The sequence below is a fragment of the Sphingobium yanoikuyae genome (assembly GCF_034424525.1).
Taxonomy (GTDB): Bacteria; Pseudomonadota; Alphaproteobacteria; order Sphingomonadales; family Sphingomonadaceae; genus Sphingobium; species Sphingobium yanoikuyae.
In genome coordinates this window covers 2,172,176-2,199,108 of the sequence record NZ_CP139979.1, presented here as the reverse complement: position 1 = coordinate 2,199,108, position 26,933 = coordinate 2,172,176, and the positions used below count along the sequence as shown (strand labels likewise).

Annotated in this window: 24 protein-coding genes; 17 read left to right on the top strand and 7 right to left on the bottom strand. The window is 63.7% G+C overall.

The features are described from left to right. The first annotated feature begins 76 nt into the window (after positions 1-76). On the top strand, positions 77-1,423 hold the full coding sequence (gor, locus tag U0025_RS10060) for a glutathione-disulfide reductase (RefSeq protein WP_004207240.1): 1,347 nt from the start codon (positions 77-79) through the stop codon (positions 1,421-1,423). 52 nt (positions 1,424-1,475) lie between these two features. Here the strand turns inward: gor and U0025_RS10055 are convergent, their stop codons facing one another. Together U0025_RS10055 and U0025_RS10050 are read right to left on the bottom strand one after the other, a co-directional pair. Next, the gene (locus U0025_RS10055; protein ID WP_004207239.1) at positions 1,476-2,216 is read right to left on the bottom strand and encodes a 2OG-Fe dioxygenase family protein; all 741 of its coding nucleotides are present in this window, start codon (positions 2,214-2,216) and stop codon (positions 1,476-1,478) included. A gap of 188 nt (positions 2,217-2,404) precedes the next feature. Beyond that, positions 2,405-2,875, bottom strand: a complete 471-nt coding sequence (locus tag U0025_RS10050; RefSeq protein WP_139278773.1) for a hypothetical protein — start codon at positions 2,873-2,875, stop codon at positions 2,405-2,407. Positions 2,876-2,917: 42 nt separating this feature from the next. Here U0025_RS10050 and U0025_RS10045 point away from each other — a divergent pair. Then, a protein-coding gene (locus tag U0025_RS10045) for an IS5 family transposase (protein WP_139278774.1) occupies positions 2,918-3,684 on the top strand; the annotation gives its coding sequence in 2 pieces (ribosomal slippage) (positions 2,918-3,239 and positions 3,239-3,684; 768 coding nt in all). Here the strand turns inward: U0025_RS10045 and U0025_RS10040 are convergent. Beyond that, the gene (locus U0025_RS10040; RefSeq protein WP_004207236.1) at positions 3,681-4,466 is read right to left on the bottom strand and encodes an SDR family NAD(P)-dependent oxidoreductase; all 786 of its coding nucleotides are present in this window, start codon (positions 4,464-4,466) and stop codon (positions 3,681-3,683) included. The genes U0025_RS10045 and U0025_RS10040 overlap by 4 nt on opposite strands. 102 nt (positions 4,467-4,568) lie before the next feature. Between U0025_RS10040 and U0025_RS10035 the strand changes: the two genes are divergently transcribed. Then, complete coding sequence (locus tag U0025_RS10035; RefSeq protein WP_004207235.1) at positions 4,569-5,465, top strand: LysR family transcriptional regulator; 897 nt, start codon at positions 4,569-4,571, stop codon at positions 5,463-5,465. Between the two features lie 60 nt (positions 5,466-5,525). Then, positions 5,526-5,978 (top strand): OmpA family protein, encoded by a 453-nt coding sequence (locus tag U0025_RS10030; RefSeq protein ID WP_004207234.1) that lies wholly within the window; start codon positions 5,526-5,528, stop codon positions 5,976-5,978. Between the two features lie 55 nt (positions 5,979-6,033). Here the strand turns inward: U0025_RS10030 and U0025_RS10025 are convergent, their stop codons facing one another. Further along, positions 6,034-8,490 carry a TonB-dependent receptor gene (locus U0025_RS10025; protein WP_004207233.1) on the bottom strand — a complete coding sequence of 819 codons (2,457 nt, stop codon included), beginning with the start codon at positions 8,488-8,490 and terminating at the stop codon, positions 6,034-6,036. Positions 8,491-8,735: 245 nt separating this feature from the next. After that, positions 8,736-10,151: a helix-turn-helix domain-containing protein gene (locus U0025_RS10020; protein WP_004207232.1), complete on the bottom strand. Its 1,416-nt coding sequence runs from the start codon at positions 10,149-10,151 to the stop codon at positions 8,736-8,738. 140 nt (positions 10,152-10,291) lie between these two features. On the opposite strand from U0025_RS10020, the gene U0025_RS10015 reads away from it, so the two are divergent. The 10 genes from U0025_RS10015 (at position 10,292) to alr (ending at position 21,798) form a co-directional block, all read left to right on the top strand. Next, positions 10,292-11,824 (top strand): acyl-CoA carboxylase subunit beta, encoded by a 1,533-nt coding sequence (locus tag U0025_RS10015; protein ID WP_004207231.1) that lies wholly within the window; start codon positions 10,292-10,294, stop codon positions 11,822-11,824. Between the two features lie 124 nt (positions 11,825-11,948). Then, positions 11,949-12,239, top strand: coding sequence for a GIY-YIG nuclease family protein (locus U0025_RS10010; protein WP_004207230.1), 291 nt, complete (start codon positions 11,949-11,951; stop codon positions 12,237-12,239). Positions 12,240-12,288: 49 nt separating this feature from the next. After that, entirely contained in the window at positions 12,289-12,729 is a 441-nt protein-coding gene (mce, locus tag U0025_RS10005) for a methylmalonyl-CoA epimerase (RefSeq protein WP_004207229.1), read from the top strand. 166 nt (positions 12,730-12,895) lie between these two features. Then, positions 12,896-15,049, top strand: a complete 2,154-nt coding sequence (scpA, locus tag U0025_RS10000) for a methylmalonyl-CoA mutase (RefSeq protein ID WP_004207228.1) — start codon at positions 12,896-12,898, stop codon at positions 15,047-15,049. Then, positions 15,050-16,063: a biotin synthase BioB gene (gene bioB / locus U0025_RS09995; RefSeq protein ID WP_004207227.1), complete on the top strand. Its 1,014-nt coding sequence runs from the start codon at positions 15,050-15,052 to the stop codon at positions 16,061-16,063. 124 nt (positions 16,064-16,187) lie between these two features. Beyond that, the gene (locus U0025_RS09990) at positions 16,188-16,415 is read left to right on the top strand and encodes a hypothetical protein (RefSeq protein WP_004207226.1); all 228 of its coding nucleotides are present in this window, start codon (positions 16,188-16,190) and stop codon (positions 16,413-16,415) included. A gap of 73 nt (positions 16,416-16,488) precedes the next feature. After that, positions 16,489-18,489, top strand: coding sequence for an acetyl-CoA carboxylase biotin carboxylase subunit (locus U0025_RS09985; protein ID WP_004207225.1), 2,001 nt, complete (start codon positions 16,489-16,491; stop codon positions 18,487-18,489). Positions 18,490-18,631: 142 nt separating this feature from the next. Next, positions 18,632-19,003, top strand: coding sequence for a tRNA-binding protein (locus tag U0025_RS09980; protein ID WP_037490156.1), 372 nt, complete (start codon positions 18,632-18,634; stop codon positions 19,001-19,003). Between the two features lie 134 nt (positions 19,004-19,137). Continuing rightward, positions 19,138-20,727, top strand: a complete 1,590-nt coding sequence (locus tag U0025_RS09975) for an MFS transporter (RefSeq protein ID WP_004207223.1) — start codon at positions 19,138-19,140, stop codon at positions 20,725-20,727. 27 nt (positions 20,728-20,754) lie between these two features. Beyond that, positions 20,755-21,798 (top strand): alanine racemase, encoded by a 1,044-nt coding sequence (gene alr / locus U0025_RS09970; RefSeq protein ID WP_004207222.1) that lies wholly within the window; start codon positions 20,755-20,757, stop codon positions 21,796-21,798. Positions 21,799-21,991: 193 nt separating this feature from the next. Here the strand turns inward: alr and U0025_RS09965 are convergent, their stop codons facing one another. Both U0025_RS09965 and U0025_RS09960 read right to left on the bottom strand, forming a co-directional pair. Continuing rightward, the gene (locus U0025_RS09965) at positions 21,992-23,164 is read right to left on the bottom strand and encodes an acetyl-CoA C-acetyltransferase (RefSeq protein WP_004207221.1); all 1,173 of its coding nucleotides are present in this window, start codon (positions 23,162-23,164) and stop codon (positions 21,992-21,994) included. 50 nt (positions 23,165-23,214) lie between these two features. Continuing rightward, positions 23,215-24,189: an alpha/beta fold hydrolase gene (locus U0025_RS09960; protein ID WP_004207220.1), complete on the bottom strand. Its 975-nt coding sequence runs from the start codon at positions 24,187-24,189 to the stop codon at positions 23,215-23,217. Positions 24,190-24,313: 124 nt separating this feature from the next. Here U0025_RS09960 and phaR point away from each other — a divergent pair, with 124 nt between their 5' ends. The 3 genes from phaR (at position 24,314) to proS (ending at position 26,858) form a co-directional block, all read left to right on the top strand. Then, positions 24,314-24,892, top strand: a complete 579-nt coding sequence (gene phaR / locus U0025_RS09955) for a polyhydroxyalkanoate synthesis repressor PhaR (protein ID WP_004207219.1) — start codon at positions 24,314-24,316, stop codon at positions 24,890-24,892. A 6-nt stretch (positions 24,893-24,898) separates the two neighbouring features. Next, a complete protein-coding gene (locus tag U0025_RS09950) occupies positions 24,899-25,243 on the top strand; it encodes a hypothetical protein (RefSeq protein WP_004207218.1) in 345 nt (114 codons plus the stop codon). 88 nt (positions 25,244-25,331) lie between these two features. Further along, positions 25,332-26,858: a proline--tRNA ligase gene (gene proS / locus U0025_RS09945; protein ID WP_037490153.1), complete on the top strand. Its 1,527-nt coding sequence runs from the start codon at positions 25,332-25,334 to the stop codon at positions 26,856-26,858. The last annotated feature ends 75 nt before the right edge of the window (positions 26,859-26,933 follow it).

Genomic DNA, 26,933 nt, shown 5'->3' with positions numbered 1-26,933 from the left:
AATTCCCATTTGTAACTGCGCCGTCCAGCCGCCATATCCGCCGCCAAGCAAGATGGTGCGCCGAGCGGAGACTGGCATGAGCGATTATGATTTCGACCTTTTCGTCATCGGCGCAGGATCGGGCGGGGTGCGCGCGTCGCGCGTCGCCGCCGCGCATGGCGCAAAGGTCGCGGTGGCCGAGGAATTTCGCGTCGGTGGCACCTGCGTCATCCGCGGCTGCGTACCCAAGAAGCTGCTCATCTATGGCGCGCATTTCGCCGAGGATCTGAAGGACGCCCGCCGCTTTGGCTGGAACGTGCCGGACTGCGGCTTTGAATGGGCGACGCTGCGCGACAATGTGCTGGCCGATGTCGACCGGCTCGAAGGGCTCTACACCAATACGCTGAACAGCCATAAGGTCGAGCTGATCGCCGAGCGGGTGACGGTGACCGGGCCGCACAGCGTGAAGCTCGCCAGCGGCCGCGAGGTGACGGCCAAGGTCATTCTGGTCGCGACCGGTGCCTGGCCGCTGATCCCCGAGGTGGAGGGCGCCGAACATGGCATCACCTCCAACGAGGTGTTCCACCTGGACGAATGCCCCAAGCGCATCGTCATCGTCGGCGGCGGCTATATCGCCAATGAATTTGCCGGCATCTTCCATCAGTTCGGTAGCCATGTGACGATGGTCAACCGGGGCGGCACGCTGCTGCGCGGCTATGACGAGCAGATCCGCGACCGCCTGCTCCAGATTTCGACGATGAAGGGGATTAATTTCCGCTTCAACGCGCAGATGGAGAAGATCGAGAAGAAGGAGGATGGCACCTTGTGCGTCCACTTCAAGAATGGCGATCCGGTCGCGGCCGACATCGTGCTGTTCGCCACTGGTCGCCGTCCGCACACCGACGGGCTGGGGCTGGAGAATGCCGGCGTCGAGATCGACGACAAGGGCGCGATCAAGGTCGATGAATATAGCCGCACCAGCTGTGAGAGCATCTATGCGGTGGGCGACGTCACCGACCGGCTGCAACTGACCCCGGTGGCGATCCGCGAGGGCCATGCCTTTGCCGACACCGCGTTCGGCAACAATCCGCGCACCGTCGACTATAGCTGCGTGCCGTCGGCCGTGTTCAGCCATCCGCCGCTGGCGGGCGTCGGCCTGACCGAAGCGCAGGCCAAGAACAAATATGGCACGGTGAAGGTCTATACCTCCGACTTCCGGCCGATGAAGAATGTGCTGGCCGGACGCGACGAGCGGGCGCTCTACAAGATGGTCGTGGATGCGACCACCAACAAGGTGGTGGGCCTGCACATGATCGGCCCGGATGCGCCGGAAATCCTGCAGGCAGCCGCCGTCGCGGTCAAGGCGGGCCTCACCAAGCAGGATTTCGACGATACCGTGGCGCTGCACCCCAGCATGGCCGAAGAACTGGTGCTGCTGAAATAATCCTCCCCGCTCGCGGGGGGGGAGGGGGCGTGCCGTCGGCCAGCCCCCTCCGTCATCGCTGCGCGATGCCACCTCCCCGTGCCGGGGAGGATTGAAAGGTGATCACCAGCGCGTCGCGCCAGGCGGGCTGGGCGGGATCGACGGCGTGGATTTCGGTTACGCCGTGGAAGATGCGGTGGTCGTCGATCAGCATCGCGTCGCCCGGTTGGGCCAGGGTGAATTCCCCCATCGGCGTGCCGTCGGCGGCGCCGATGCGGGTGACGCCCTCGCGCACATTGCGGCGCTCGACCAGCATCACGAAGACCCGGTCGACGCCGTCGCGGTGCATGCCCTCGGGTGTGGGACGGCCAAGCTCGCCGGGCTTCGCCTCGATCCGGAACTGGTGCATCTCGACATGCCAGTCGCCCGATGATGCCGGATCGAAATGGCCGGCGCAAAAGGCCAGCAGCGCCTGCGTCGCCGGCAGCGCGATCGTCGCGTCCTCGACCGGATCGAACCAGCGCTGCACGTCGCCGTTCAGCGGGTTATAGTCGCGGCTCTGATAATGGGGCTGGTGCGGCTGGCGGCTGAACTGTCCGGCGGCGCAGCGAAAGGTGGCGTGGCGTCGACGGCGATAACGGCCGCCATCGGCCATGAAGAGGTCGGGGCCAAGATCGTCCCAGCTGCGGGCAAAGGGCGCCCAGTCGGCCGCGCCGATATCCAGCTGGCGCAGCAGGTCGGCGCCGGCCAGGCGGGCATAGCCATCCTGTTCCAGCGCCTGGTCGATGGTGGGCAGGCAGTCCGTATCGCTCATTTCCATCCTCATAGGCAGAGGAGGAAACGAGCGACAGGGCCAGTTGCCACAAGCAGGATGCTAACTCCCGTTCGCTTCGAGCGAAGTCGAGAAGCGGCAAGCGCCATGCTTCCGTTTCTCGACAAGCTCGAAACGAACGGACATGGAGTTTTTAGGTCGTGAACCCATAAATTGGTGAGGCCGTCGGGCTATTGTAATCTGTAGCCTGCTTGCGTCAGCTCGCTGCGGACTTTCCGCCAATATCCAGCCCAAGGCTCAAGGTCGTCGTTGATGCAAGTCCGCTCGACTTTCAACAGCGCGTTACGTTTTCCTGGTTTCCAACGAGCAGTGATACTGACGCTGATTTTAGGACTTTGAAGCCCCAACGTTTGGCTCAGGGTTCGCCCTCCTTCTGAGCTACCGACACCCCATGTGGTCATGCCAACCCGCGTGGAGAGCTTCTCAAACGCCGCTTCCAGTTTTTTTATATCATCGTCAGGCAAAATGATGACGGCTGTGGCGAAGATCCGCGCCCGTTTAGGATTACTGCAAACCGAGCTATATGCTGCAGCCTGAGAAGAGCAGAGCGCGAGAATAGCGGCGCCCATTATGGTGCGAATGAGTCTCGTCATAATGCCAAGTATCACATGGCCGGCACTCCCCAAATATGGGTTCGTCATCGAAGCCTTCCCCATCGCTCAAAATTCGGATTCAGGCTCCATATGAGCCGATATGATCTGACCGACTTCGAGTGGCGCGTGATCGAACCGCTGCTTCCCAATAAGCCGCGAGGCGTTCCGCGCGTCGATGACCGCCGTGTGCTGAACGGCATCTTCTGGGTGCTGCGATCGGGTGCGCCATGGCGCGATTTACCCGAGCGCTACGGCCCTCGCACCACCTGCTACAATCGTTTCGTGCGATGGCGAAAGGCCGGCGTTTGGGAGCGGTTGATGGACGCCATCACCGCTGCCTATGATGGGGACATCCAGATGATCGACAGCACTTCCATCCGTGCGCACCAACAGGCTGCGACGGCAAAAAGAGGGATCGAGATCATTGTCTCGGTCGCTCCCGGGGAGGGCTCACGACCAAAATCCACGCGGTCGTCGACACGCAAGGCCTCCCTATCCGGCTCGGCCTGACTGCTGGGCAGGCGCATGATGGCCAAGTTGCGGACGATCTACTCAACCATCTTGGGCCGCACATGATCGTGCTTGCCGACAAGGCCTACGATGCCGATCGCATCCGCGCGTTGATCGAGCAACAGGGCGCCACGCCCAACATCCCGGCCAAATCCAATCGAAAGTGGAAGTCCTGCTTCAGCAAACGGCTATACCGCGAGCGCAATCTGATCGAGCGGTTCTTCTCCAAACTCAAGCACTTCCGCCGCGTCGCCACCCGCTACGAAAAGCTGGCAGAGAACTTCCTCGCCATGGTCCAACTTGCCTCAGTGCGCCTCTGGCTCCGCGCTTATGAGTCTACGGCCTAGTAGATCGTCGGCACCATGCCGCCTTCGACCTTGACCGCCGCGCCATTGGTGGCGGCCGCCAGCGGGCTGGCGAGATAGGCGGTCATCGCGCCGACTTCATCGGCTTCGATCAGCCGCTTGATCAGCGAGAGCGGGCGCAGCTTGGTGAAGAATTCGGCCTCGCGCTCGGCTTCGGACGCGTCCTTATTCTCGACCACGGAGCGGATGAACTCGACAATGCCTTCCGAGCGGGTCGGACCGGGCAGCACCGAATTGACGGTGACGCCGGTGCCGCGCGTATGTTCGGCCAGGCCCCGCGAAATGGCGAGCTGGGCCGACTTGGTCATGCCATAATGGATCATCTCGGCCGGCGGCAGCAGGCCGCTTTCGCTGGCGATGAACAGGATGCGGCCCCAGTTCTTCGCCAGCATCTTCGGGAAATAATGGCGGGCGAGGCGGGCGCCGCTCACGACATTGACCTCAAACAGATGATGCCAGTCCGCGTCCGTGATGTCGGTGAAGTCCTTGGCCTCGTAGATGCCGAGATTATTGACGAGGATGTCGATGTCCGGGACGGCGGCGATCAGCGCGTCGGCGCCCGCAGCGGTGGCGGGGTCGGCCAGCACCGGGCGGATGGTGCCGGCCTGCGAAAGCTCGGCGGTGGCAGCGTCCAGCTTGGCCTGGTTGCGGCCGGTAATGACGACCTCGACCCCTTCCTCAGCCAGGCGCTTGGCGATGGCGAAGCCGATGCCGGCGGTCGATCCGGTGACGAGGGCGGTCTTGCCCGAAAGCTGAAGATCCATGGTGCATTCCTCTGAAAAGTGACAGCGAAGTTGACAGCAAGATAGAGCATTTTGCATTGATGATTAGATTGCACTTTCGCATTTCAGAAGTGATTTGAAATCATGGATAACCGGTTCGGCGACATCGAAACCTTCCTGATGGTGGCGGGCGAGGGCAGTCTGGCGGCGGCGGCCAAGGCGCTGCGGCTGACGCCATCGGCGGTCAGCCGGTCGATCGCGCGACTGGAACAGCGGCTGGGTGTCACCCTGCTGCGGCGGACCACCCGCGCGCTGGCGCTGACTCCGGAGGGCGTCACCTATCGCGACCGGATGGCGGTGCTGCTGGGCGACATGATGGCGCTGGAGGCGGGGCTGGGCGAGGATCGCACGACGCCGCGCGGGCTGCTGCGGATCAACGCCTCGCCCTCCTTCGGCATCGAATGCCTGATCCCGATCCTGCCCGGCTTCCGAGAACTTTATCCGGCGGTGACGGTGGACCTGACCCTGTCCGACACGATCGTCGATCTGGTCGAGGAACGGGCCGATATCGCCATCCGCATCGGCCCGCTGCGCGACACCAGCCTGCGGGCGAAGAAGCTGGGCCATAGCGCGATGGTGCTGGTGGCGAGCCCGGCCTATCTTGCCCGGCGCGGCACGCCGCAGACGCCGGACGATCTGGACGATCATGACTGCCTGCGCTTCAGCTTCCGCCGCTCGATCGACGGCTGGCCGTTCCGCATCGGCGGAAAGCTGGTGCAGCGACCGGTGCAGGGCAGCTTCTACGGCAATTCGGGCGAAGTGGTACGCCAGATGGCGATCGCCGGCGGCGGCATCGCCCGGCACGGCCATTTCCATGTCGCCAGCGACATCAGGGCGGGGCGCCTGGTCGAAGTGCTGGCCGACTATAACCCCGGCGACGGCGAGGATATTCACGCCCTCTACGCCGCAGAAGACCGCACCGCTGCGCGGGTGCGCGCTTTTCTCGACTATCTGGACGGAGCGATGAAGATGCCTGACTGAGCGCTTCTCGGCTACAGGTTTGGGTTTTATGATCAACTGCCTGAGGGGTGCGGAAACGATATGCGTTCAACCGGCAAAATTCTATCCGTAGCATGCGCGCTGCTCGCATTGGGGCTACCCAGCCAGGCTAACAGCTTTGAATGTTTTACCGGTCCCTTCATCATCGCCTTCGATTCCGACATTGCCTATGTGGACGAAGAGGCGCGGAATATTCTTGACCGGGTCAGTCGCCTTGCTGCGAACTGCGGCTATGGTCGGACCGTGATTGAAGGGCATGCCGACACGCGCGAAAATCCCGCGCTTGGGCGAAGGCGCGCGAAGGTGGTGCGGGCCTATTTGTCAGCGCATGGCATTCCGGAAGATGATATTGATATCAAAGCCCGTGGAGCGTCACGTCAGCGCTTAGCCACGGGCGCAAATGTCGCCGAACGTCAGAACCGACGGGTTGAAATCAGCTTTCACCCCATTTTTGCGCCGTTGCCGGCCAAGGCGCGCGCGAAGCCACAGCCTTGATCTTGATGCGAAAGGAAAAAGGGGCGCCCGCCGATGCCGGCGCCCCTTCGTCCGGTCAGAAGGCCACGACCATCGATCCGCTGATCGCGCGGGGCGAGCCGAGATAGGCGGTGGTGGCGGTGCTGGTCAGGCCGGTGCCCGAATAGCCGATATAGACCTTGTCGAACAGGTTGGTGACGTTGAGCTGGAAGAAGGTCTTCTTGAGGCCCCATTGCTCCAGCGAGAAGCGGGCGTCGAGATCGACCAGCGTATAGCCGGGCAGCTTCACCGTATTGATGTCGTTGACATAGCGCTCGCCGGTCCGCTTGATCTGAAGGCCGAGATCGACCGGGCCGAGCGTGCCCTGGATGCGGCTACCCAGCGTATAGACCGGCGCGCCGGCCTCACGCTTGCCGGCGGTTGCGGCATAGGTGCTGGCGCCGGTCTGGACATCGTCCTTGATCTCCGACTTGAGGTAGGAGCCGAAGACGTAGAGCATCAGATCCTTGACCGGCCGCACCGCGACGCTGCCATCCATGCCATATTTGTCGACGCGGCCGAGGTTGCGGGTCACGCTGCAATCGCAATCGGCGTCATAGGCGGTTGCCAGGCGATTGTTGTAGCGGGTGTACCAGCCCGAGAGCTGCGCCTGAACGATGCCGGATTGATAGCGCACGCCAAGGTCGAAGGCGTCTGACGTTTCCGGCTTGGGATTGCCCGAGCTGGAGCCTTCGTCGAAATAAAGCGCGCCATAGAGGGCGTCGGTGCCGGGCACGGACAGGTTCTTGGCATAGCTGGTGAAGACGCTGGCCTTGCTGGTGAACTTGTAGGTGACGCCAAGGTTGGGCAGCAGCTTGTTATAGTCGAACTTGCGCGACTGCGGCGCGGCATAGGCGCTGTTGGCGTCGAGCTGGGCATCGATGCCGGCCTGGGTCGCCGGGCAGTTGACGTTGCCCGATGCGTCGGTGGTGACGCAATATTGATTGAGGTCGCGGCTGAAGAAGGGCATGCGCGCGCCCAGCAACAGGATGACCTGATCGTCGAGATAGGAACCGCGATATTCGCCCGAAATCTGGTTCAGCGTCGCATAGGACAGGCGGTTGCGCTTCTGCACGACATTGCCGTCGGCATCGACGATCGGATTGTTGATCGGGAAGACATCGACCGGGCTGCCGTCCAGTTCCAGATAGCCGGCTTCGCCGGTCTGGCGATGGCGGGCGCGGTCATAGGTGTAGGACAGGCGCAGGCGGTTGTCGGGGTCGATATCGTAGGACAGGTTGGCGATCACGCCATAGCGTTTGGTCACGGTCTGGCTGGGTGAGAGGACGCGGACGAAATCCTGCGTGTCGCCATCGCCATTCAGGTCCACGCCGCCGACATAATAATATTGGGTCGAGCTGCTGGTGGCGGTGTTGCGGCTGTCCTTGAGATAATAGCCGCCCGTATTGCCGTCGGCGCTGGCCCCTTCATAGGCATAGGATGTGCCGCCGCCATTGGCCTTGGTATATTGGAAGCTGGGATCGACCGTGAGGGTCAGGCCGCTGGCCAGAGTAAAGCGCGAATTGAGCCGGACATTGCCGGTGTTGGACGGGTTGTAGCGCCGCTCGAACGCCGAGCCGCAGCTATTGGCATAGTCGGTGACGCCGGTCTGCGGCGTGTCCACGGTGCAGGTCGCGGTGTCGTAGAAGCGGCCGTCGGTCGTGCCGGGGAAGGTCGCGGTGGTATAGGTCGAACCGTTGAAGGTGTTGCGGTTCTGGTTGTAATGGCCGGCCAGCGCGATGAAGTCGCCATTGCTGCCGATCGGCTGGTAGATCTTGCCATTATATTGCTGCTTATCGACGCCGCCATAATTGGTGTAGGTCGACTTGTTGGTCGCGCGCGAGGCGGCGAACCAGGCCTTGGTGCCGAAGGGCGTGAAGACGCCGGTCTGGACCATGCCGAAGATGCGGTGATAGGCGCGATCATCGTCATTGCCGCGGGCGACGATATTGCCATAGCTGGCGCTGATCATCGCGCCCATCTCGTCCGATGGCATCAGCGAGCGGATGTTGATCGTGCCGCCGGCGGCCGAGGCGGTCGGGCTGTCGACATCGGTCGAACCCAGGCTGACGGTCGCCGCCTCGATGATTTCCGGGTCGAGCTGCTGGTTGGTGTAGAGCGCGTAATTGCCCGAGTCATTGAGCGGAATGCCGTCGATCGTCTGCGACACGCGGTCGGAACTGAAGCCGCGCACTGTGAAGCTGCCGCCCAGCGATCCCCACGGGTCCTGGTTGGAGAAGCTGACGCCGGGCACCAGGTTCAGCGTTTCGTTGATCGCCTGGCCGGGGCGCTGGCGGGCGATGATCTCCTGGTCCAGCGTGACCTTGGCCTTGGGCGTTTCGGGAATCTTGACGCCGCCGACGCTCTGGTCGCCCTGCGCGCCGGTGACGATGATGCTGTCCTCGAAATCCTGCGAGCCGGTCGATTGCGCAAGCGCGATCGTCGGCGCAGCGGCCACGACCAGCGCGGCGCTGCACATCAATAGCTGTTTCATTGACCCGAAATCCCTTTTTACCATGTGCGACAAGGGTGCCGATTATCTGTTCTGGCACCGAGCTGTCCGTGACAGTCCCGCCCTGCAACTGGGATTTCGCTATGACAATTTTGTTAAAAGTGACACGACATATAAGTGAATTATATTTCAATATGCTGCACGATCTTCATGGTTGAAGATGAGTATTGAAATGTAAAAGTAATGTCGGATTTTATTTCGGATTTTCGTGTAATTATTACTTCATGTCAGCCGATCCAGTAGGGCACGATCTGGCGATTGTCGGGATCGACATGGATCGGGCGGTCGGCGGGTGGGAAGGCGCGCTGGTCGCAGCTCTGGCGCGAGCAGAGGCGGCAGGTGATGCCGATCGGCGTCGCGGCGCCTTCCTCGTTCAGATGCAGGCCGTCGGCATAGACGAAATTGGCCGCATGGGCGACTTCGCAGCCCAGCACCACGGCAAAGCGGCGCGGGGTGCGTTTGTAGCTGCCGGACGGCTTCACCAGCCCCTTGGCCATCGAGACATAACGCACGCCGTCGGGAGTCTCGCCAAGCTGCACATTGATGCGGTCGGGCACGGCGACGGCCTCATGCACGTTCCACAGCGGGCAGGCGCCGCCGAAGCGGGCGAATTGCAGGCGGGTGGCGCTGTGGCGCTTGGTGATGTTGCCGGCCATGTCGACCCGGCAGAAGAAGAAGGGGATGCCGCGCAGGCCCGGCCGTTGCAGCGTGGACAGGCGATGGCAGGCCTGTTCGAAACTGACGCCGAAGGTGCGGGCCAGCCGGTCGATATCATGGCGCATCGTCCGCGCCGCCTCGCGGAAGGGGGCATAGGGCATCAGCAGCGCGCCGGCGGCATAATTGCCAAGGCCGATCGCGAGCAGCCGGTCGGCGCCGGTGACCGGCAGGCCGGCCTTGCGCACCACATCGGCGATCACCGCCTGTCCCTCCAGCATCATCAGCTGGTGTGCCAGCATGAACTTGCGGCTTTCGGTCGGCAGGGCGGCGTTGATGAACAATTGCCGGTCGGCGGCGCGATAGGCGCGCAGCGCGCTGTCGGGCGTCTCGGCGATCAGCGTCTCGATGCCGTGGCGGCGGGCCAGCGCCTCGACCAGCATCCCTTCGTCCAGCACCTGGCCCTGGGCAAAGCTTTCGGCCATCTCCTCGGCCAGGCAGTCGAGGCTATGGACATAATTGCCCGCCTCATGAAACCAGTCGCGCGCCGCCTCCCATGGCAGGCGGGCCTGCACCTCATGATCGTTGGCGATCGCCTCCTCGATCATGTTGATCCGCTCATTGGCGCGCATATGGGCGTTGTAGAGATCGACATAGCGGGCCGCGAACTCGGGAAATTGCAGATGCAGCTTCTCGATCCGTTCCGGTTCCAGCGCCGGGCCGGGCAGTTCGGGATGGGACAGGGCGAAGGCGAAGGCGCCCAGCAATTGCTCATCCTCACGGCTGTCGAAACTGGCCCAGTCGGTGGGAAAGGCATTGGCGAGCGCGGCCTTGACCTTGGCGGTCAGCGGGCGATCGTCATTTTCCATCTGCGAAAGATAGGATACGGATATGCCCAGTGCCTGCGCCATCGTCGCCTGGTCCATGCGATGGTCCAGGCGCAGCTGGCGCAGGCGTGGACCTGCGAATATACGATTGCCGCGTGCCATAATCCTTACCCTAATTTGCGAAGTCGCGATTTGCAAATTGGCAAATTTACATTTGCGAACTTTGCGTGCGGCTGGGTAGGGGAAGGGCAAGGCGGCGTCGGCCAAGCTATTGACGCCACGAATTTGGAGAGAAGCCTTTCATGTCGAAGCTCGCCATCATCGAACAGCTGGAAGCCAAGCGCGAGGGCGCCCGCATGGGCGGCGGCCAGCGCCGCATTGACGCGCAGCATGGCAAGGGCAAGCTGACCGCGCGGGAGCGGATCGAAGTGCTGCTGGACGAGGACAGCTTTGAAGAGCTGGACATGTATGTAGAGCATAACTGCATCGATTTCGGCATGGACGAACAGCATATTCCGGGCGACGGCGTGGTCACCGGATCGGGCACGATCAACGGCCGCCTCGTCTATGTCTTCAGCCAGGATTTCACCGTCTATGGCGGTGCGGTGTCGGAACGGCACGCGATGAAGATCTGCAAGATCATGGACATCGCGATGAAGGTCGGGGCGCCGGTGATCGGCCTCAACGACAGCGGCGGCGCGCGCATCCAGGAAGGCGTGGCCTCGCTCGCCGGCTATGCGGAGATTTTCCAGCGCAATGTGCTGGCGTCGGGCGTGGTGCCGCAGATCAGCGTCATCATGGGGCCGTGCGCGGGCGGCGCGGTCTATTCGCCGGCGATGACCGACTTCATCTTCATGGTGAAGGACAGCAGCTTCATGTTCGTGACCGGGCCTGACGTGGTCAAGACGGTGACCAACGAGGTGGTGACGCAGGAGGAACTGGGCGGCGCGATCACCCACACGACCAAGTCGGGCGTGGCGGACGTGGCGTTCGAGAACGATATCGAGGCGCTGCTGGCGGTGCGCGATTTCGTCGACTTCCTGCCCGCGTCCAACAAGGAACCAGTGCCCGAGCGGCCGAGCGCCGACCCGTGGGACCGGCTGGAGGACAGCCTCGACACGCTGATCCCGGCCAATGCCAACCAGCCCTATGACATGCACGAGCTGATCCGCAAGGTGGTGGACGAGGGCGACTTCTTTGAAGTGCAGCCGGCCCATGCGGGCAATATCCTGTGCGGTTTCGGCCGGATCGAGGGCAAGACGGTGGGCATCATCGCCAACCAGCCGATGGTGCTGGCCGGCGTGCTCGACATCAACTCGTCCAAGAAGGCCGGCCGCTTCGTGCGCTTCTGCGATGCGTTCGAAATCCCGATCGTCACCTTCGTCGACGTGCCGGGCTTCCTGCCGGGCACCGCGCAGGAACATTCGGGCATCATCAAGCATGGCGCGAAACTGCTGTTCGCCTATGCCGAGGCGACCGTGCCGAAGATCACCGTCATCACCCGCAAGGCCTATGGCGGCGCCTATGATGTCATGTCCTCCAAGCATCTGCGCGGCGATCTGAACTATGCCTGGCCGACCGCCGAAATCGCGGTGATGGGCGCCAAGGGCGCGGTCGAGATCATCTTCCGCGGCAAGACGCCCGAAGAGATCGCGGAAAAGACCAAGGAATATGAAGACCGCTTCGCCAACCCCTTCGTGGCAGCGAGCAAGGGCTTCATCGACGAGGTGATCCAGCCGCACTCGACTCGCAAGCGGATCGCGCTGGGCCTGCGCAAGCTCAGGAACAAGGCGCTGGAGAACCCCTGGAAGAAGCACGATAATATTCCGCTGTGATAGATGATGTCCGCGCCTTCCACATTCGTCATTGCGAGCGCAGCGAAGCAATCCACTGGCGCGCCGTATGGATTGCCGCGTCGCCTGCGGCTCCTCGCAATGACGGGGGTATGGAAGGAAGGTGATGCGACCGGCGGTCTACATCATGGCGAGCGGACGGAACGGGACGCTCTATACCGGTGTCACCTCAAACCTGCCGCAGCGTGTGTGGCAGCATCGGGAGGGTATCGCCGTCGGGTTCACGCAACGGTACGGCTGCAAGATGCTGGTCTGGTACGAAATGGCGGAAACGATGGAGGTAGCCATCGCCCGCGAGAAGCAGATCAAGTCAGGCTCGCGGGCGAAGAAGCTAGCATTGATTACCGGGTTCAATCCCGATTGGCAGGGTTTGTATCAGGGCATCGCTCAAGGGTGAAACGTCGCATGGATTGCTTCGCTTCGCTCGCAATGACGAAGGATAGGATGTGAAACTCGGCCGTCTCAACCATATCGGCATAGCGACGCCTTCGCTGGAGGCTTCGCTCGCTTATTATCGCGATATCATGGGCGCGACGCTGACGCATGAACCGTTCGACCTGCCGGCGCAGGGGGTGAAGGTGTGCTTCGTGGATACGCCTGGCGAAGGCGGCACGGCGGGCACGCAGATCGAGCTGATCGAGCCGCTGGGCGAGAACAGCCCGATCCACGGCTTCATCGCCAAGAACCCGGCCGGCGGGCAGCATCATATGTGCTATGAAGTGCCCGACATCATGGAAGCCAAGGCCTGGTTCGAGGGGCTGGGCAAGAAGGTGCTGGGCGAACCCCGCATCGGCGCCCATGGCACGCCGATCTTCTTCGTCCACCCCAAGGACATGAACGGGGTGCTGACCGAGATCATGGAGACGCCGAAGGACGGCGCGCATTGATATCACCCCTCCCGCTTGCGGGAGGGGCAGCGAGACTTGGCGGCTTTGCCGCCTAGTCGCAGCGGGGTGGGCACGGGACAGCCCACTCCAACTTCGGCTAGCCAACAAGTTGGCAAGCCTGCGTATCCTCTCCCGCCTGCGGGAGAGGAATAAGGTAGGGACTAGGATGACCGAGAAGCCGACATTGGACCAGTGGGCCGCCGCTGCCGCCAAGGAAGTGAAGGGCAAGGATCTGAACTGGGATACCCCGGAGGGTATCGTGGTGAAGCCGCTCTACACCGCCGAGGATGTGACCGTCGATCCGGGCCTGCCGGGCTTCGCCCCCTTCACCCGCGGCGTGCGCGCCTCCATGTATGCGGGCCGTCCCTGGACCATCCGCCAATATGCAGGCTTCTCGACCGCCGAGGAATCCAACGCCTTCTATCGCCGCAACCTCGCCGCCGGGCAGAAGGGCCTCTCCGTCGCCTTCGACCTGGCCACCCATCGCGGCTATGACAGCGATCATCCCCGCGTCGTCGGCGATGTCGGCAAGGCCGGCGTGGCGATCGACACGATCGAGGACATGAAGATCCTGTTCGACGGCATTCCGCTCGACAAGATGAGCGTGTCGATGACCATGAACGGCGCGGTGATCCCGATCCTGGCCTTCTTCATCGTCGCGGGCGAGGAACAGGGGGTCGAGCGCAAATTGCTCGACGGGACCATCCAGAACGACATCCTCAAGGAGTTCATGGTCCGCAACACCTATATCTACCCGCCCGAACCCTCGATGCGGATCATCAGCGACATTTTCGGCTATACGTCGCGCGAGATGCCCAAGTTCAACAGCATCTCCATTTCCGGCTATCATATGCAGGAAGCCGGCGCGACGCAGGTGCAGGAACTGGCCTTCACCATCGCCGACGGCGCGGAATATGTGCGCTATGGCGTGGCGAGCGGCCTCGACATCGACAAGTTCGCCGGGCGGCTGAGCTTCTTCTTCGCCATCGGCATGAACTTCTTCATGGAGATCGCCAAGCTGCGCGCCGCCCGCGTGTTGTGGCATCGCGTCATGACCAAGCTCGGCGCGCAGGACGAGCGCAGCAAGATGCTGCGCACCCATTGCCAGACGTCGGGCGTCTCGCTGACCGAGCAGGACCCGTACAACAACGTCATGCGCACCACGATCGAGGCGATGGCGGCGATGCTGGGCGGCACCCAGTCGCTCCACACCAATGCGCTGGACGAGGCGATCGCGCTGCCGACCGACTTTTCCGCCCGCATCGCGCGCAACACGCAGATCGTCATCCAGGAAGAGACCGGCATGTGCAATGTCGTCGATCCGCTGGGCGGCAGCTATTATATCGAGGCGCTGACCCAGCAATTGGTCGACGCCGCGCAGGAGATTATCGACCGCGTCGAGGCCGAAGGCGGCATGGCCAAGGCCGTGGGCGCGGGCTGGCCCAAGGCGATGATCGAAACCGCGGCGGCCGCCCGTCAGGCCCGCGTCGACCGGGGCGAGGATGTCATCGTCGGCGTCAACAAATATCGCCTCGCCAACGAGGATCTGCTCGAAACGCTGGAAGTCGACAACACCAAGGTCCGCGAGGCGCAGATCGCCCGCATCAACCGGGTGAAGGCCGAGCGCGACGAGGATGCCTGCCAGGCTGCGCTGCAATCGCTGCGCGATGCCGCCGCTGCGCCGCAGTCGATCGAGACGAACCTCCTCGCCCACGCCGTCGAGTGCGCCCGCGCGCGCGCCACGCTGGGTGAAATCTCCGCCGCCATGGAGGATAGTTTCAACCGCTATGGCACGCAGCCGACGCCGGTGAAGGGCGTCTATGGCGCGCCCTACAAGGATGACAGCCGCTGGAAACAGGTTCTCGACGGGGTGCAGGCCGTCGAACGGCGCCTCGGCCGCAAGCCCAAACTCCTCGTCGCCAAGATGGGGCAGGATGGGCACGACCGGGGCGCCAACATCATCGCGTCGGCGTTCGGCGACATGGGCTTCGATGTCGTGTCCGGGCCGCTGTTTCAGACGCCGGAGGAAACGGTGGTGCTGGCGCTCGACAGCGGCGTCGATGTGGTCGGCGCGTCTTCTCTGGCCGCCGGGCACAAGACGTTGATCCCGGAACTGATCAACCGGCTGCGCGAAAAGGGACGCAGCGACATCAAGGTGATCGCGGGCGGGGTCATCCCGCCGCAGGATTATGACTATCTTCGTGACGCAGGGGTTCAGGGCATTTATGGGCCGGGTTCCAATGTCGTGGAGTGCGCCGCCGATGTGCTGCGCCTGCTCGGCCACAACATGCCCCCGGCGGGGCTAGAGGAAGCTGCGTAAATGAATACCCCCTGCACCCTGACCGCCCGCAACGACTGGACGCGCGAGGAAATCGCCGCGCTGTTCGACCTGCCCTTTGGCGACCTGATGTTCGAAGCGCAGTCGATCCACCGCGCCAACTTCCCGCGCAACGAGGTGCAGCTGTCGACCCTGTTGTCGATCAAGACCGGCGGCTGCCCGGAGGATTGCGGTTACTGCAATCAGTCGGCCTCGGCGGAAAGCGGCCTGAAGGCCGAGAAGCTGATGAGCGTGCAGGCGGTGATGCAGGCGGCGGCGCAGGCGAAGGACGCGGGCAGCTCGCGCTTCTGCATGGGCGCGGCCTGGCGCAACCCCAAGGATCGCGACATGCCCGCCATTGTCGAGATGGTGAAGGGCGTGCGCCAGATGGGCATGGAAACCTGCATGACGCTGGGGATGTTGAGCGAAAGCCAGGCCGACATGCTCGCGGAAGCCGGCCTTGATTATTACAATCATAATATCGACACCTCGCCCGAACATTATGAGAAGGTCATCACGACGCGGACCTTTGACGATCGTCTGGTGACGCTGGAAAATGTCCGCAATTCGGGCATCAACGTCTGCTCGGGCGGCATCGTCGGCATGGGCGAGGCGCGCGAGGATCGCGTCGGCTTCCTGCACGCGCTGGCCGTGCTGCCGGTCCATCCGCAGAGCGTGCCCATCAACGCGCTGGTCCCGGTCAAGGGCACGGTGCTGGGCAATATGCTGGCCGACACCCCGCTCGCCAAGATTGACGAGATCGAGTTCGTGCGCACGGTCGCGGTCGCGCGGATCGTGATGCCGGAATCGATGGTGCGCCTGTCCGCGGGCCGCGAGAGCATGTCGGATAGCTGCCAGGCGCTCTGCTTCATGGCCGGCGCGAACAGCATCTTCACCGGCGACAAGCTGCTGACCACGGCGAACGCCGGCGACAATGCCGACGCGGCGCTGTTCGCCAAGCTGGGCGTCGTGCCGATGCAGGCCGAAGTGAAGGTCGAACTGGAGGCGGCGGAGTGAAATTCGCGCCCAGCTTCGTCACCCCGGATTTAATTCGGGGTCCCGCTTCTTCTTTGCCGTCGCGCGGGAAGAAAGCGGGATGCCGGATCAAGTCCGGCATGACGAAGGTGGGTTTGGTGTTTGAATGGAAGGAATGACGCGCCGCCGGCATATATGGGTGACGGTGTGGACCAGCCTTTCGCTCGTTCCCGTTCTCCTGCTGCTGTTCGGCTGGTCGATGATGGAATGCTCGGATGCGGACCCGTGTCCGACGGGTGGGAAGATGCCTTTTGGAGAGGCTGCGGCGATTTTCGGTGTGATGCTGATGATCGGGCAGGGCATTTTCCTGAAATCGATCTGGAGAGGTCGATAACCGGAATGGGATTGAGCCTCGCTTGAAAAAGTGAGGCGAACGAAACTGAACAAGGACTGGGACAGGAAATATAATGGCAATCACCAAGATCCTGATCGCGAACCGTGGCGAAATTGCGTGTCGTGTCATGCGCACGGCCAAGAAGATGGGCATCAAGACCGTCGCGGTCTATTCCGATGCCGACGCCCGCGCGCCGCATGTGCTGATGGCGGACGAGGCCGTCCATATCGGCCCGTCGCCCGCCGCCCAGTCCTATCTGCTGGCCGACAAGATCATCGAGGCGTGCAAGGCGACCGGCGCCGATGCGGTCCATCCCGGCTATGGCTTCCTGTCCGAGCGTGAGAGCTTCCGCAAGGCGCTCGACGCCGAGGGCATCATCTTCGTCGGCCCTCCGGCCAATGCCATCGCCGCGATGGGTGACAAGATCGAGTCCAAGAAGCTGGCGATGGAAGCGGGCGTCAATGTCGTGCCCGGTTTCGTCGGCGTGATCGACGACACCGAGCACGCCGTCCGCATCTCCAACGAGATCGGCTATCCGGTGATGATGAAGGCCTCGGCCGGCGGCGGCGGCAAGGGCATGCGCCTGGCCTACTCCGAACAGGACGTCCGCGAAGGCTTCGAGGCGACCAAGCGCGAAGGCCTCAACAGCTTCGGCGACGACCGCGTCTTCATCGAGAAGTTCATCGAAAGCCCGCGCCACATCGAAATTCAGGTGCTGGGCGACCAGCATGGCAATATCGTCTATCTGAACGAGCGCGAATGCTCGATCCAGCGCCGCCACCAGAAGGTGGTCGAGGAAGCGCCTTCGCCCTTCGTGTCGCCGGAGATGCGCAAGAAGATGGGTGAACAGTGCGTCGCGCTTGCCCGCGCGGTCGGCTATTTCAGCGCCGGCACGGTCGAACTGATCGTCAGCGGCGAGGACAAGACCGGCGACGGCTTCTACTTCCTCGAAATGAACACCCGGCTTCAGGTCGAACACCCCGTCACCGAGGAAATCACCGGTGTCGACCTGGTCGAACAGATGATCCGCGTCGCCAATGGCGAGAAGCTGTCCTTCGGTCAGGCGGATGTGAAGATCAACGGCTGGTCGATCGAGAACCGCGTCTATGCCGAAGATCCCTATCGCGGCTTCCTGCCCTCCACCGGCCGCCTGATCCGCTATAATCCGCCCGAAACCGGCACGGATGAGAGCGGCGCGCTGATCCGCGTGGATGACGGCGTGCAGGAAGGCGGCGAGGTATCGATCTTCTACGATCCGATGATCGCCAAGCTGATCACCTGGGCGCCCACGCGTCTGGAAGCCATCGACAAGCAGATCGAGGCGCTCGACAAGTTCGAGATCGAGGGGCCGGGTCACAATATCGATTTCGTCTCCGCCCTGATGCAGCATGAGCGCTTCCGCTCGGGCAACATCACCACCGGCTTCATCGCCGAGGAATATCCCGAAGGCTTCACCGGCGCGCCCGCGTCGCCTGAACTGCTCCAGCGCCTTTCGGCGATCGGAGCCTTTGCCGCGATGGCGCAGGCCGACCGCGCGCGGCGGATCGACGGGCAGCTTGGCCGTCGCCTGTCGCCGCCCACCGGCTGGCAGGTGAAGATCGGCGACGCCGTTCATGACGTCGTGATCGACGGCGACGAAGTGACGGTCGATGGCGAGAGCATCGACATGGCGCTGGAATATACGCCCGGCGATCGCCTGATCGAGGCGGAGTTTGGCGAGGAGCAGCTGGCGGTGCGGATCGCGCCGATGCGGTCGGGCTTCGTGCTGACGGCGCATGGCGCCAGCCACAAGCTTCGCATCCTGCCCGCCCACGCCGCGCCCTATGCCGCGCACATGATCGAGAAGATCCCGCCCGATCTGTCGAAATATCTGATTTGCCCCATGCCCGGCCTGCTGGTCGCGCTGAACGTCAAGCAGGGCGACAAGGTCGAGATCGGCCAGCCGCTCGCCGTGATCGAGGCGATGAAGATGGAAAATATCCTGCGCGCCGGCAAGGCGGGCACGGTCAAGAGCGTGTCGGCGGCACAGGGCGAGAGCCTGCCGGTGGACGCGGTGATCCTGGAACTGGAGTAACCAATCCTCCCCGGAACGGGGAGGGGGGCCACGAAGTGGTGGAGGGGGGATGCTTCTGGACGCGGCCTCGCATTTGGGGCACGCCCCCTCCGTCGGCTTCGCCGCCACCTCCCCGCAGGCGGGGAGGAGATGGAGTTCCTGCATGCACCTGACCCACGACCCCAGCGCCCCCGCCGCCGACCCGATCGGCTTCGACGATTTTCTGAAAGTGGATATCCGCGTCGGCACGATCATCTCGGCCGAGCCCTATCCCGAAGCGCGCAAGCCCGCCTACAAGCTGCTGATCGATTTCGGCCCGACGATCGGCCAGAAGAAATCGAGCGCCCAGATCACAGAAAATCACGCGCTGGAAGGCCTGCCCGGCCGCCAGGTCGCCGCCGTGGTCAATTTCCCGCCGCGCCAGATCGGCAAGTTCATGTCGGAGGTGCTGACCCTGGGCTTCGCCGACGCGGCCGGCGCCGTCATGCTGTTCGCGCCCGACAAGCCCGTGCCGAACGGTTCGCGCCTGTTCTGAACCTGTCCTACAAGGGCCGAGCCATGTTAGGCAGTCGGCATGGCGGCTATGCGCGTGCTGTTGGAAATTTCCTTTCCCGTTGGCGCATGAAGATGTCAAAATATACGGGAAAAGTGGGAAGTTAAGGGGGCGGGATGACGCAGGCGGTCGGGGGCGACTATGTGATGGATGCGAAGCGGGACCGGTTGGTCATCACCGCTTCGGCACTCGGCACGGTGTTCGAATGGTATGATTTCTACATCTACGGTGTGCTGGCGCCGATCATCGGCCGCACCTTCTTCCCGACCGACAATCCGACCGTCGAACTTCTCTATTCGCTGGCCGGCTTCGCGATCGGATTTGGCTTCCGGCCGCTGGGCGCGATGCTGTTCGGCTATCTGGGCGATCGGCTGGGGCGCAAATATACGTTCCTGGCCACCATCGTCCTGATGGGGCTGGCGACGGCGGGCGTCGGCCTCACCCCGTCGGCCGCCAGCATCGGCGTTGCCGCGCCCATAATCCTGATATCGCTCCGCATCGCGCAGGGGCTGGCGCTGGGCGGCGAATATGGCGGCGCGGCCATCTATGTCGCTGAACATGCCCCGGCCGGAAAGCGCGGCTTCTATACCAGCTTCATCCAGGCCGGCGTGATTGGCGGCTTCATCCTGTCGCTGATCGTCGTGGTCGGCACCCAGTGGATCGTCGGCATGGAGGTCTGGGATGCCTGGGGCTGGCGCATTCCCTTCATCTTCTCGCTGGCGCTGCTCGCCATTTCGCTGTGGATGCGGCTGATGCTGCGCGAAAGCCCGGTCTTCACCGCGATGAAGAAGGCGGGGCAACAGGCGAAGAACCCGCTGAAGGAAGCCTTCACCGCGCCGGGCAACAGGAAGCGGATGCTGGTGGCGATGATCGGCATCGCGGCAGGCTTCACCGTGATTGCCTATACGGTGATGTTCCAGGCGCTCTATTTCCTGCAGAGCGGCCTGCATGTCGCGCCGGGCATCGCCCAGTTGCTGGTCGGCGGCAGCGCCTTTGCCGGCATGGCGAGCTTCATCTTCTTTGGCTGGCTGTCCGACCGGGTCGGGCGCAAGAAGCCGATCGTCATCGGCTATGCGCTGGTGCTGCTGCTGGTCATGCCGCTCTACCAGTTTATGGGCGCGACCGCGAACCCGGCCCTGACGCAGGCGGCGGCACGGGCGCCGGTGGTGGTGAGCGGCCCCGATTGCCGTTTCGATCCCTTCGCCAAGATTCAGCCGACCGCCTGCGGCAAGCTGCTCGATCATTTTTCCAAGCGGGGCATCCCCTATGAGAAGCGCAGCGGCGCGGCCCCGGCGGTCAGCATCGGCGGCGTGGCCGTGGCGGACCTCAGCAGTGACGGGATCGATGCCGTGCTGACGGCGCAGGGCTATGATTTCGGCGTCGTCCGCCCCGACTGGCCGCGTGCGCTGATGCTGTTCGCCGCGTTGCTGTTGCTCTGGACCCTGTCGGGCGCGACCTATGGCCCGGTCGCGGCGCTTCTGTCGGAATATTTCCCGGCGCGCATCCGCTACAGTTCGCTCTCCATTCCCTATCATATCGGCACCGGCTATTTCGGCGGTTTCCTGCCGCTGGTCAGCCAATATATCGTCGCGCGGACAGGCGATCCCTATGCCGGGCTGTGGTACACGATCGTCGTGGTGGCGCTGGCGCTGGTCACCTGCCTCGTCGCCTTGCCGGAAACGAAAGGACGCCCCCTCGACGCCTGAGCCCCGGCGCGCTATCGGCTGCGGGCAATGACTGGCTATATCGCTCCGCTCCGCCTGCGCCTCGATGGCGATGCGCTGCTTTCCAACTGGCGCTGGCTGGCGCGGCAGGGCGGCGCCCCGGCCTGTGGCGCGGCGATCAAGGCCGATGGCTATGGGCTAGGCGCGGCCGGCGTCATGCAGCGGCTGAAAAGTGCCGGCTGCCGCGATTTCTTCGTGTCCAACTGGGGCGAGGCGGCGGCGCTTGAAGCGCAGATGGACGGTGTGAACTTCGCCGTCCTGCACGGCGTGCGCGACGAAGATATGGCGCAGGCGCTGGCCTCGCGGGCGCGCCCGGTGCTCTGCACGCCGGGGCAGGTCGCGCGCTGGAAGGCGGCGGGTGGTGGCGCCTGCGATCTGATGATCGATACCGGCATGAACCGGCTGGGCCTCGACTGGCGCGCCGACCTCAGCGAACTGGTTGATGGGCTGGAGATTGTCACGCTGCTCAGCCATCTCGCGTCTGCGGACGAGGACAGCGATCTCAACCCGACGCAACTGGCCCGCTTCCGGGATGTCCGGGCCGCAGTGCCGGCACAGCGCTACAGCCTCGCCAACAGTGCCGGTATCTGCATGGGCGCGGACTATGGTTTCGACCTGACCCGGCCGGGCATCGCCCTTTATGGCGGCGTGCCGCATCCCGATGCGGCGCCGCATCTCCGCCCGGTCGTCCAGCCGCAGGCCCAGATATTGCAACGCCGCGCGGTGATCGCCGGCGACACGATCGGCTATAACGCGACCCATCGCGCCGAGCGCGACATGGAGATCGCCATCCTTAATATCGGCTATGCCGACGGCTATCTGCGCGGATTTTCGGGGCGCGGCGCGGCGCTGGTCGATGGCATCCGCCTGCCGGTGCTGGGCCGGGTCTCGATGGATCTGCTGGCGGTCGATGTCGGCGCGCGCCCGGATGTTGCGGAGGGCGACTGGCTGACGATCGACTATGACCTGCCGCAGGCAGCGCAGGCGTCGGGCCTGTCGCAATATGAGCTGCTGACGGGCCTGGGCAAACGGTTCGGCCGGATTTGGACCTGAGAGTCCGTTTTAGAAAACCGGTTCCGGCCCGCTCCCCCGCCCAACCACCCGACAGGATGACACTGGATTGGGCGGGGGAGCGGTCTGGTACCGTAACGAAAAATCGCTCTTTCGCGATTTTTCAAACGGGCTCTAACAAGGAAAAGGGCGCCGATCGCGAGACCGGCGCCCTTCGCTATTCAGTCGCTGGCGATTAGCGCTCGATGCACATCGACACGCCCATGCCGCCGCCGACGCAGAGGGTGGCAAGGCCCTTCTTCGCGTCGCGCTTGGCCATTTCATAGAGCAGCGTGGTCAGCACGCGCGCGCCCGATGCGCCGACCGGATGGCCGATCGCGATCGCGCCGCCATTGACGTTGACCTTGGCCGGATCCCAGCCCAGTTCCTGACCGACGGCCAGCGCCTGCGCGGCAAAAGCTTCGTTCGCTTCGATGAGGTCGAGATCGGCGACCGACCAGCCGGCCTTTTCCAGCGCCTTGCGGCTGGCCGGGGCTGGACCGATGCCCATGATCGAGGGATCGACGCCGCAGGTGGCGAAGCTGGCGATGCGGCCGAGGATGGTGGCGCCGCGCTTGGCGGCTTCATCGGCGCTCATCACCACCAGCGCGGCGGCGCCGTCATTGATGCCGCTGGCATTGCCGGCGGTCACGGTGCCGTCCTTCTTGAAGGCGGGGCGCAGGCCCTGCAGCGCTTCGATCGTGGCGCCGGCGCGGATATATTCGTCCTGGTCGACGATGGTGTCGCCCTTGCGGCCCTTGATGGTCACGGGCAGGATTTCATCGGCGAAGCGGCCCGATGCGCGCGCGGCTTCAGCCTTGTTCTGGCTGGCGACGGCGAACTCGTCCTGCGCCTCGCGGCTGATCTGATATTTCTCGGCCAGGTTCTCGGCGGTGATGCCCATATGATAGCCCTGGAACGCGTCGGTCAGGCCGTCATGGATCATCGTGTCGACGAAGCTGACCGGGCCCATCTTGGTGCCGCCGCGCAGCATCTGGGCATGGGGGGCGAGCGACATGCTTTCCTGGCCACCGGCGACCATGATGCGGGCGTCGCCAGCCTTGATCGCCTGCGCCGCGAGCGCGACGGCGCGCAGGCCCGACCCGCACAGCTGGTTGAGGCCGATCGCGGTGCGCTCGACCGGGATGCCGGCGTTGACGGCGGCCTGGCGGGCGGGGTTCTGGCCCTGGCCGGCGGTGAGGATCTGGCCCAGGATCACTTCGTCCACTTCTTCGGGCGCGACGGCGGCCTGTGCCAGCGCGGCGAGGATGGCCTGGCGGCCCAGTTCATGGGCCGGAGTCGTGCCGAAGGCGCCCATGAAACTGCCCACGGCGGTACGCTTGGCGGCGGTAATGACGATGTCTGACAAAGGCTCGATCCTCACTAGTGGTAATGTTGTTTTCGCAGGCGCACATAACATCATCCGCCATGGCGGGAAAGCCAAAGGGACAGCGGATGCCACAGCATGTCGGGTGCCCGCTGGCTCAATATCATGCCGACATGGCCAAGGTTCAATATCCGGCTTTCCGTAAGGGACGGGGCGGCCGTGGCGGGCACGATTCGATCGGTTGCAGAAGCGATCGACACGCTGGGGCAGGGGAGCGAGACCGGGTCTATGACGGTCCCGTCGATGTGCCATTCCTTTCGCCCGCTCGCATTTGCCGCATAGAGCATCTCGAACAATTGCTGCCCGGCGGCATAGGTGAGCGGTGCGCCCTCATTGGCCCAGTCCTCGACCGCGAGGAAGGCGCGCTCCTCGTCGGAGCCGGGTGTCATGTCGGCGAAGGCTGCATATTTCTGCACGGTCCGCTGCGGATCGAGCGCCCAGAAGCCCGATTGCAGCGCCTCCATCGGCACATAGCCGAGCCGATCGCACACCGGCTTCGCGCCGCGCCACAGGGCGGCGATCTCGGCAAGGTCGGCGGGCGGGAAGCCGGCAAAGTCCCAGGGTGAGGCGATCGTCGCTAGAGCTGCGACCCTATGCAATGCTGCGGCTGCAATGGCGATCGTGCCGCCCAGGCAATAGCCGACAAGGATCGGTGGGCGCCGCAATGCAGCGAGCATCGGGATAAATCGTTCGGTGACATGGCCGTCGAGGCCGAGGCTGCGGTCGGCGGCCGTCGGCGCGCCCCAATCGACCAGATAGGCGTCATGGCCCGCTGCGGCCATGTGGCGCAGCATGGAGCGGCTTTCCGACAGGTCCAGCACCTGTGGCGGGTTGATCAGGGAGGGGATGAAGACGACCGGCGCCCGATCGCTTTCCGGTGTCAAATCAGCCTGATACCGCAGCAGCCGGGCACTGCCCGCCGTTGCGGCAATGGGGCATGATGGTGGTGGGGACGGACGCTGCGCCTCCTGATAGCGACGCAGGCCGATGAAGGCGCGGCGACGCAAATCAGGATCATGCTCTGTTTCGCGCCATAAAATGTTGAGAAAAAGGGGTAAAGGACGCGGGCCATGTTGCGGCGCGGCATCGCCCTGTGCTAATGCGGGATGAGCAGGTGAGGGAGAGACAGGCATGGCCAAATCGAAGGCTGCTAATGAATCCGAACCGGTGGTTATCAAGAAGTACGCTAACAGGCGGCTCTATAACACCGAAACTTCAAGTTATATCACGCTGGACCTTTTGTCGCAGATGACCCGCGAGGGGCGCGAGTTCGTCGTCGTCGACGCGAAGACCGGCGAGGACATCACCCATAATGTCCTGACCCAGATCATCATGGAAGAAGAACAGCGCGGCAAGAACATGCTGCCGGTCAACTTCCTGCGCCAGCTGATCGCCATGTATGGCGATTCCATGCAGTCGATGGTGCCGCAATATCTCGAAGCGTCGATGGACGCCTTCCGCAAGAACCAGCAGCAGTTCCAGGAAGCCATGAAGGGCGCCTTTGGCGGCGGTCCGCTGGCCGAGATCGCCAAGCGCAACATGCAGATGTTCGAGGCCGCGGCGAGCGCGTTCGGCAATGGCGTTCCGGGCATGCCGGGCGCCACGCCCAGCCCGACGCCGGCGGCGACCGAAGAAAGCAAGGATGACGAGATCGCCGTCCTGAAGGCGCAGCTGGCTGCGCTCAACGCGAAGATCGACAAGCTGCGCTGATCCACCATGGCCAAGGCGGATAGACTGGAGCGCCTGGATATCCGCCGGGCGGAACTGGAAGAGGAATATCGCGCGGCGCTGATTGCGGCGCTGCGCGTGACCGCTGGCGGGCGCTGGGGCCTGTTTGGCCATAACAGTGACCGATGGACGCGTGAAAACGCCAAGCCCATGGTGGATCAGCTGGAAGAGCTGGCAGCCGATATAGATCGGCTGCGAGAACAGTTGGGTTTCGAAGGCTTTGACTTGCACCAACAGTTTCTGGCCGCGCGCGGCAAGCCGGCGGCCGATGCGGTGGGCGAACCCAAGCAGGCCAAGGCCTGGCTGGAGCGACTGGGCGCCGACGCCGACTGAGCGCTGCCCGGCCGCTGCTTGGGGGTCGACAGGGATGGCGGGTCTGGCCTATGGCGCCCCATCCACTTCAATACAGGCGACAGACCCCGTGAAACACGCCCTTAACGTTACCCGCGAACAGGATTTCGCTGCCTGGTATCAGGCCGTCATCACCGAAGCCGACATGGCCGAGGAAAGCGGCGTGCGCGGCTGCATGGTGATCCGTCCCTGGGGCTATGGCATCTGGGAACGGATCCAGACCCTGCTCGATGCGCGGATCAAGCAGACTGGCCACGAAAATTGCTATTTCCCGCTGTTCATCCCGCTTTCCTATTTCGAGAAGGAAGCCGAGCATGTCGACGGCTTTGCCAAGGAAATGGCGGTCGTCACCCATCATCGCCTGATCCAGAAGGACGGCAAGATGGTGCCCGATCCCGAAGCGAAGCTGGAAGAGCCGCTGGTCGTGCGCCCGACGTCGGAAACCGTGATCGGCGCAGCCTTCAGCCGCTGGGTCCAGAGCTGGCGCGACCTGCCGGTGCTGATCAACCAGTGGGCGAATGTCGTCCGCTGGGAAATGCGCACCCGCATGTTCCTGCGCACCAGCGAATTCCTGTGGCAGGAAGGCCATACCGCGCACTCGACCGTCGACGAGGCGATGGAAGAGACGATGAAGATGCTCGAAGTCTATCGCAGCTTTGCCGAGGAATGTGTCGGCCTGCCGGTCGTCGCGGGCGAGAAGCCGGAGAATGAGCGTTTCCCCGGCGCCGTCGCGACCTATTCGATCGAGGCGATGATGCAGGACGGCAAGGCACTGCAGGCCGGCACCTCGCACTTCCTGGGCACGACCTTCAGCCAGGCGCAGAATATCAAGTTCCAGAATGCCGAAGGGCAACAGGAATTGGCCCAGACCACCAGCTGGGGCATGTCGACCCGGATGATCGGCGGCCTGATCATGGTGCATGGCGACGATGATGGCCTGCGCGTGCCGCCGCGCGTCGCGCCCTATCAGGTCGTGGTCGTGCCGATGCTGCGCGATACCGAGGAAGACGCCGCGATCGTCGATTATTGCACCGACCTGGTGAACCAGCTGAACGGCCTGGACGTGTTTCGCGAACCCGTCCGCGCGCTGCTCGACAAGCGCCCGTCCAAGGCCGCGACCAAGCGCTGGGGCTGGGTCAAGAAGGGCGCGCCGATCGTGATCGAGGTTGGCGGCCGCGACGTGGCCGGTGGCAATGTCTCGATCATCCGCCGTGATCGCCTCTATCGCGCGGATGGCAAGCTCGACAGCCAGATCGTCGCCAAGGGCGATTTCGTTGCCGGTGCGACCGCAATGCTGGAAGATATCCAGGCATCGCTGTTCGCTGATGCCAAGGCGCGGCTCGACGGCAATATCAACAGGTCGATCACCGATCTCGACGCGCTCAAGGCCTATTTCAAAGCCAGCAAGAACCCCGGCTGGGCGCTCGTCCAGTGGGCCAAGCCGACCGGCGCGGAACTGGAGAAGGTCGTGCAGTGGCTGAAGGGCGAGAAGCTGACCCTGCGCAACGTGCCGACCGATGCGGAAGCGGCGGACGGCGCCTGCATCTTCACCGGCGGCACGGCGGTGGAGCGCGTGCTGGTGGGCCGGAGCTACTGAACATTATTTCCTCTCCCTTTTAGGGAGGGGATTAAGGGGTGGGTAGCGAGCGAAGCGAGCCTTTCGCTGCCGCTA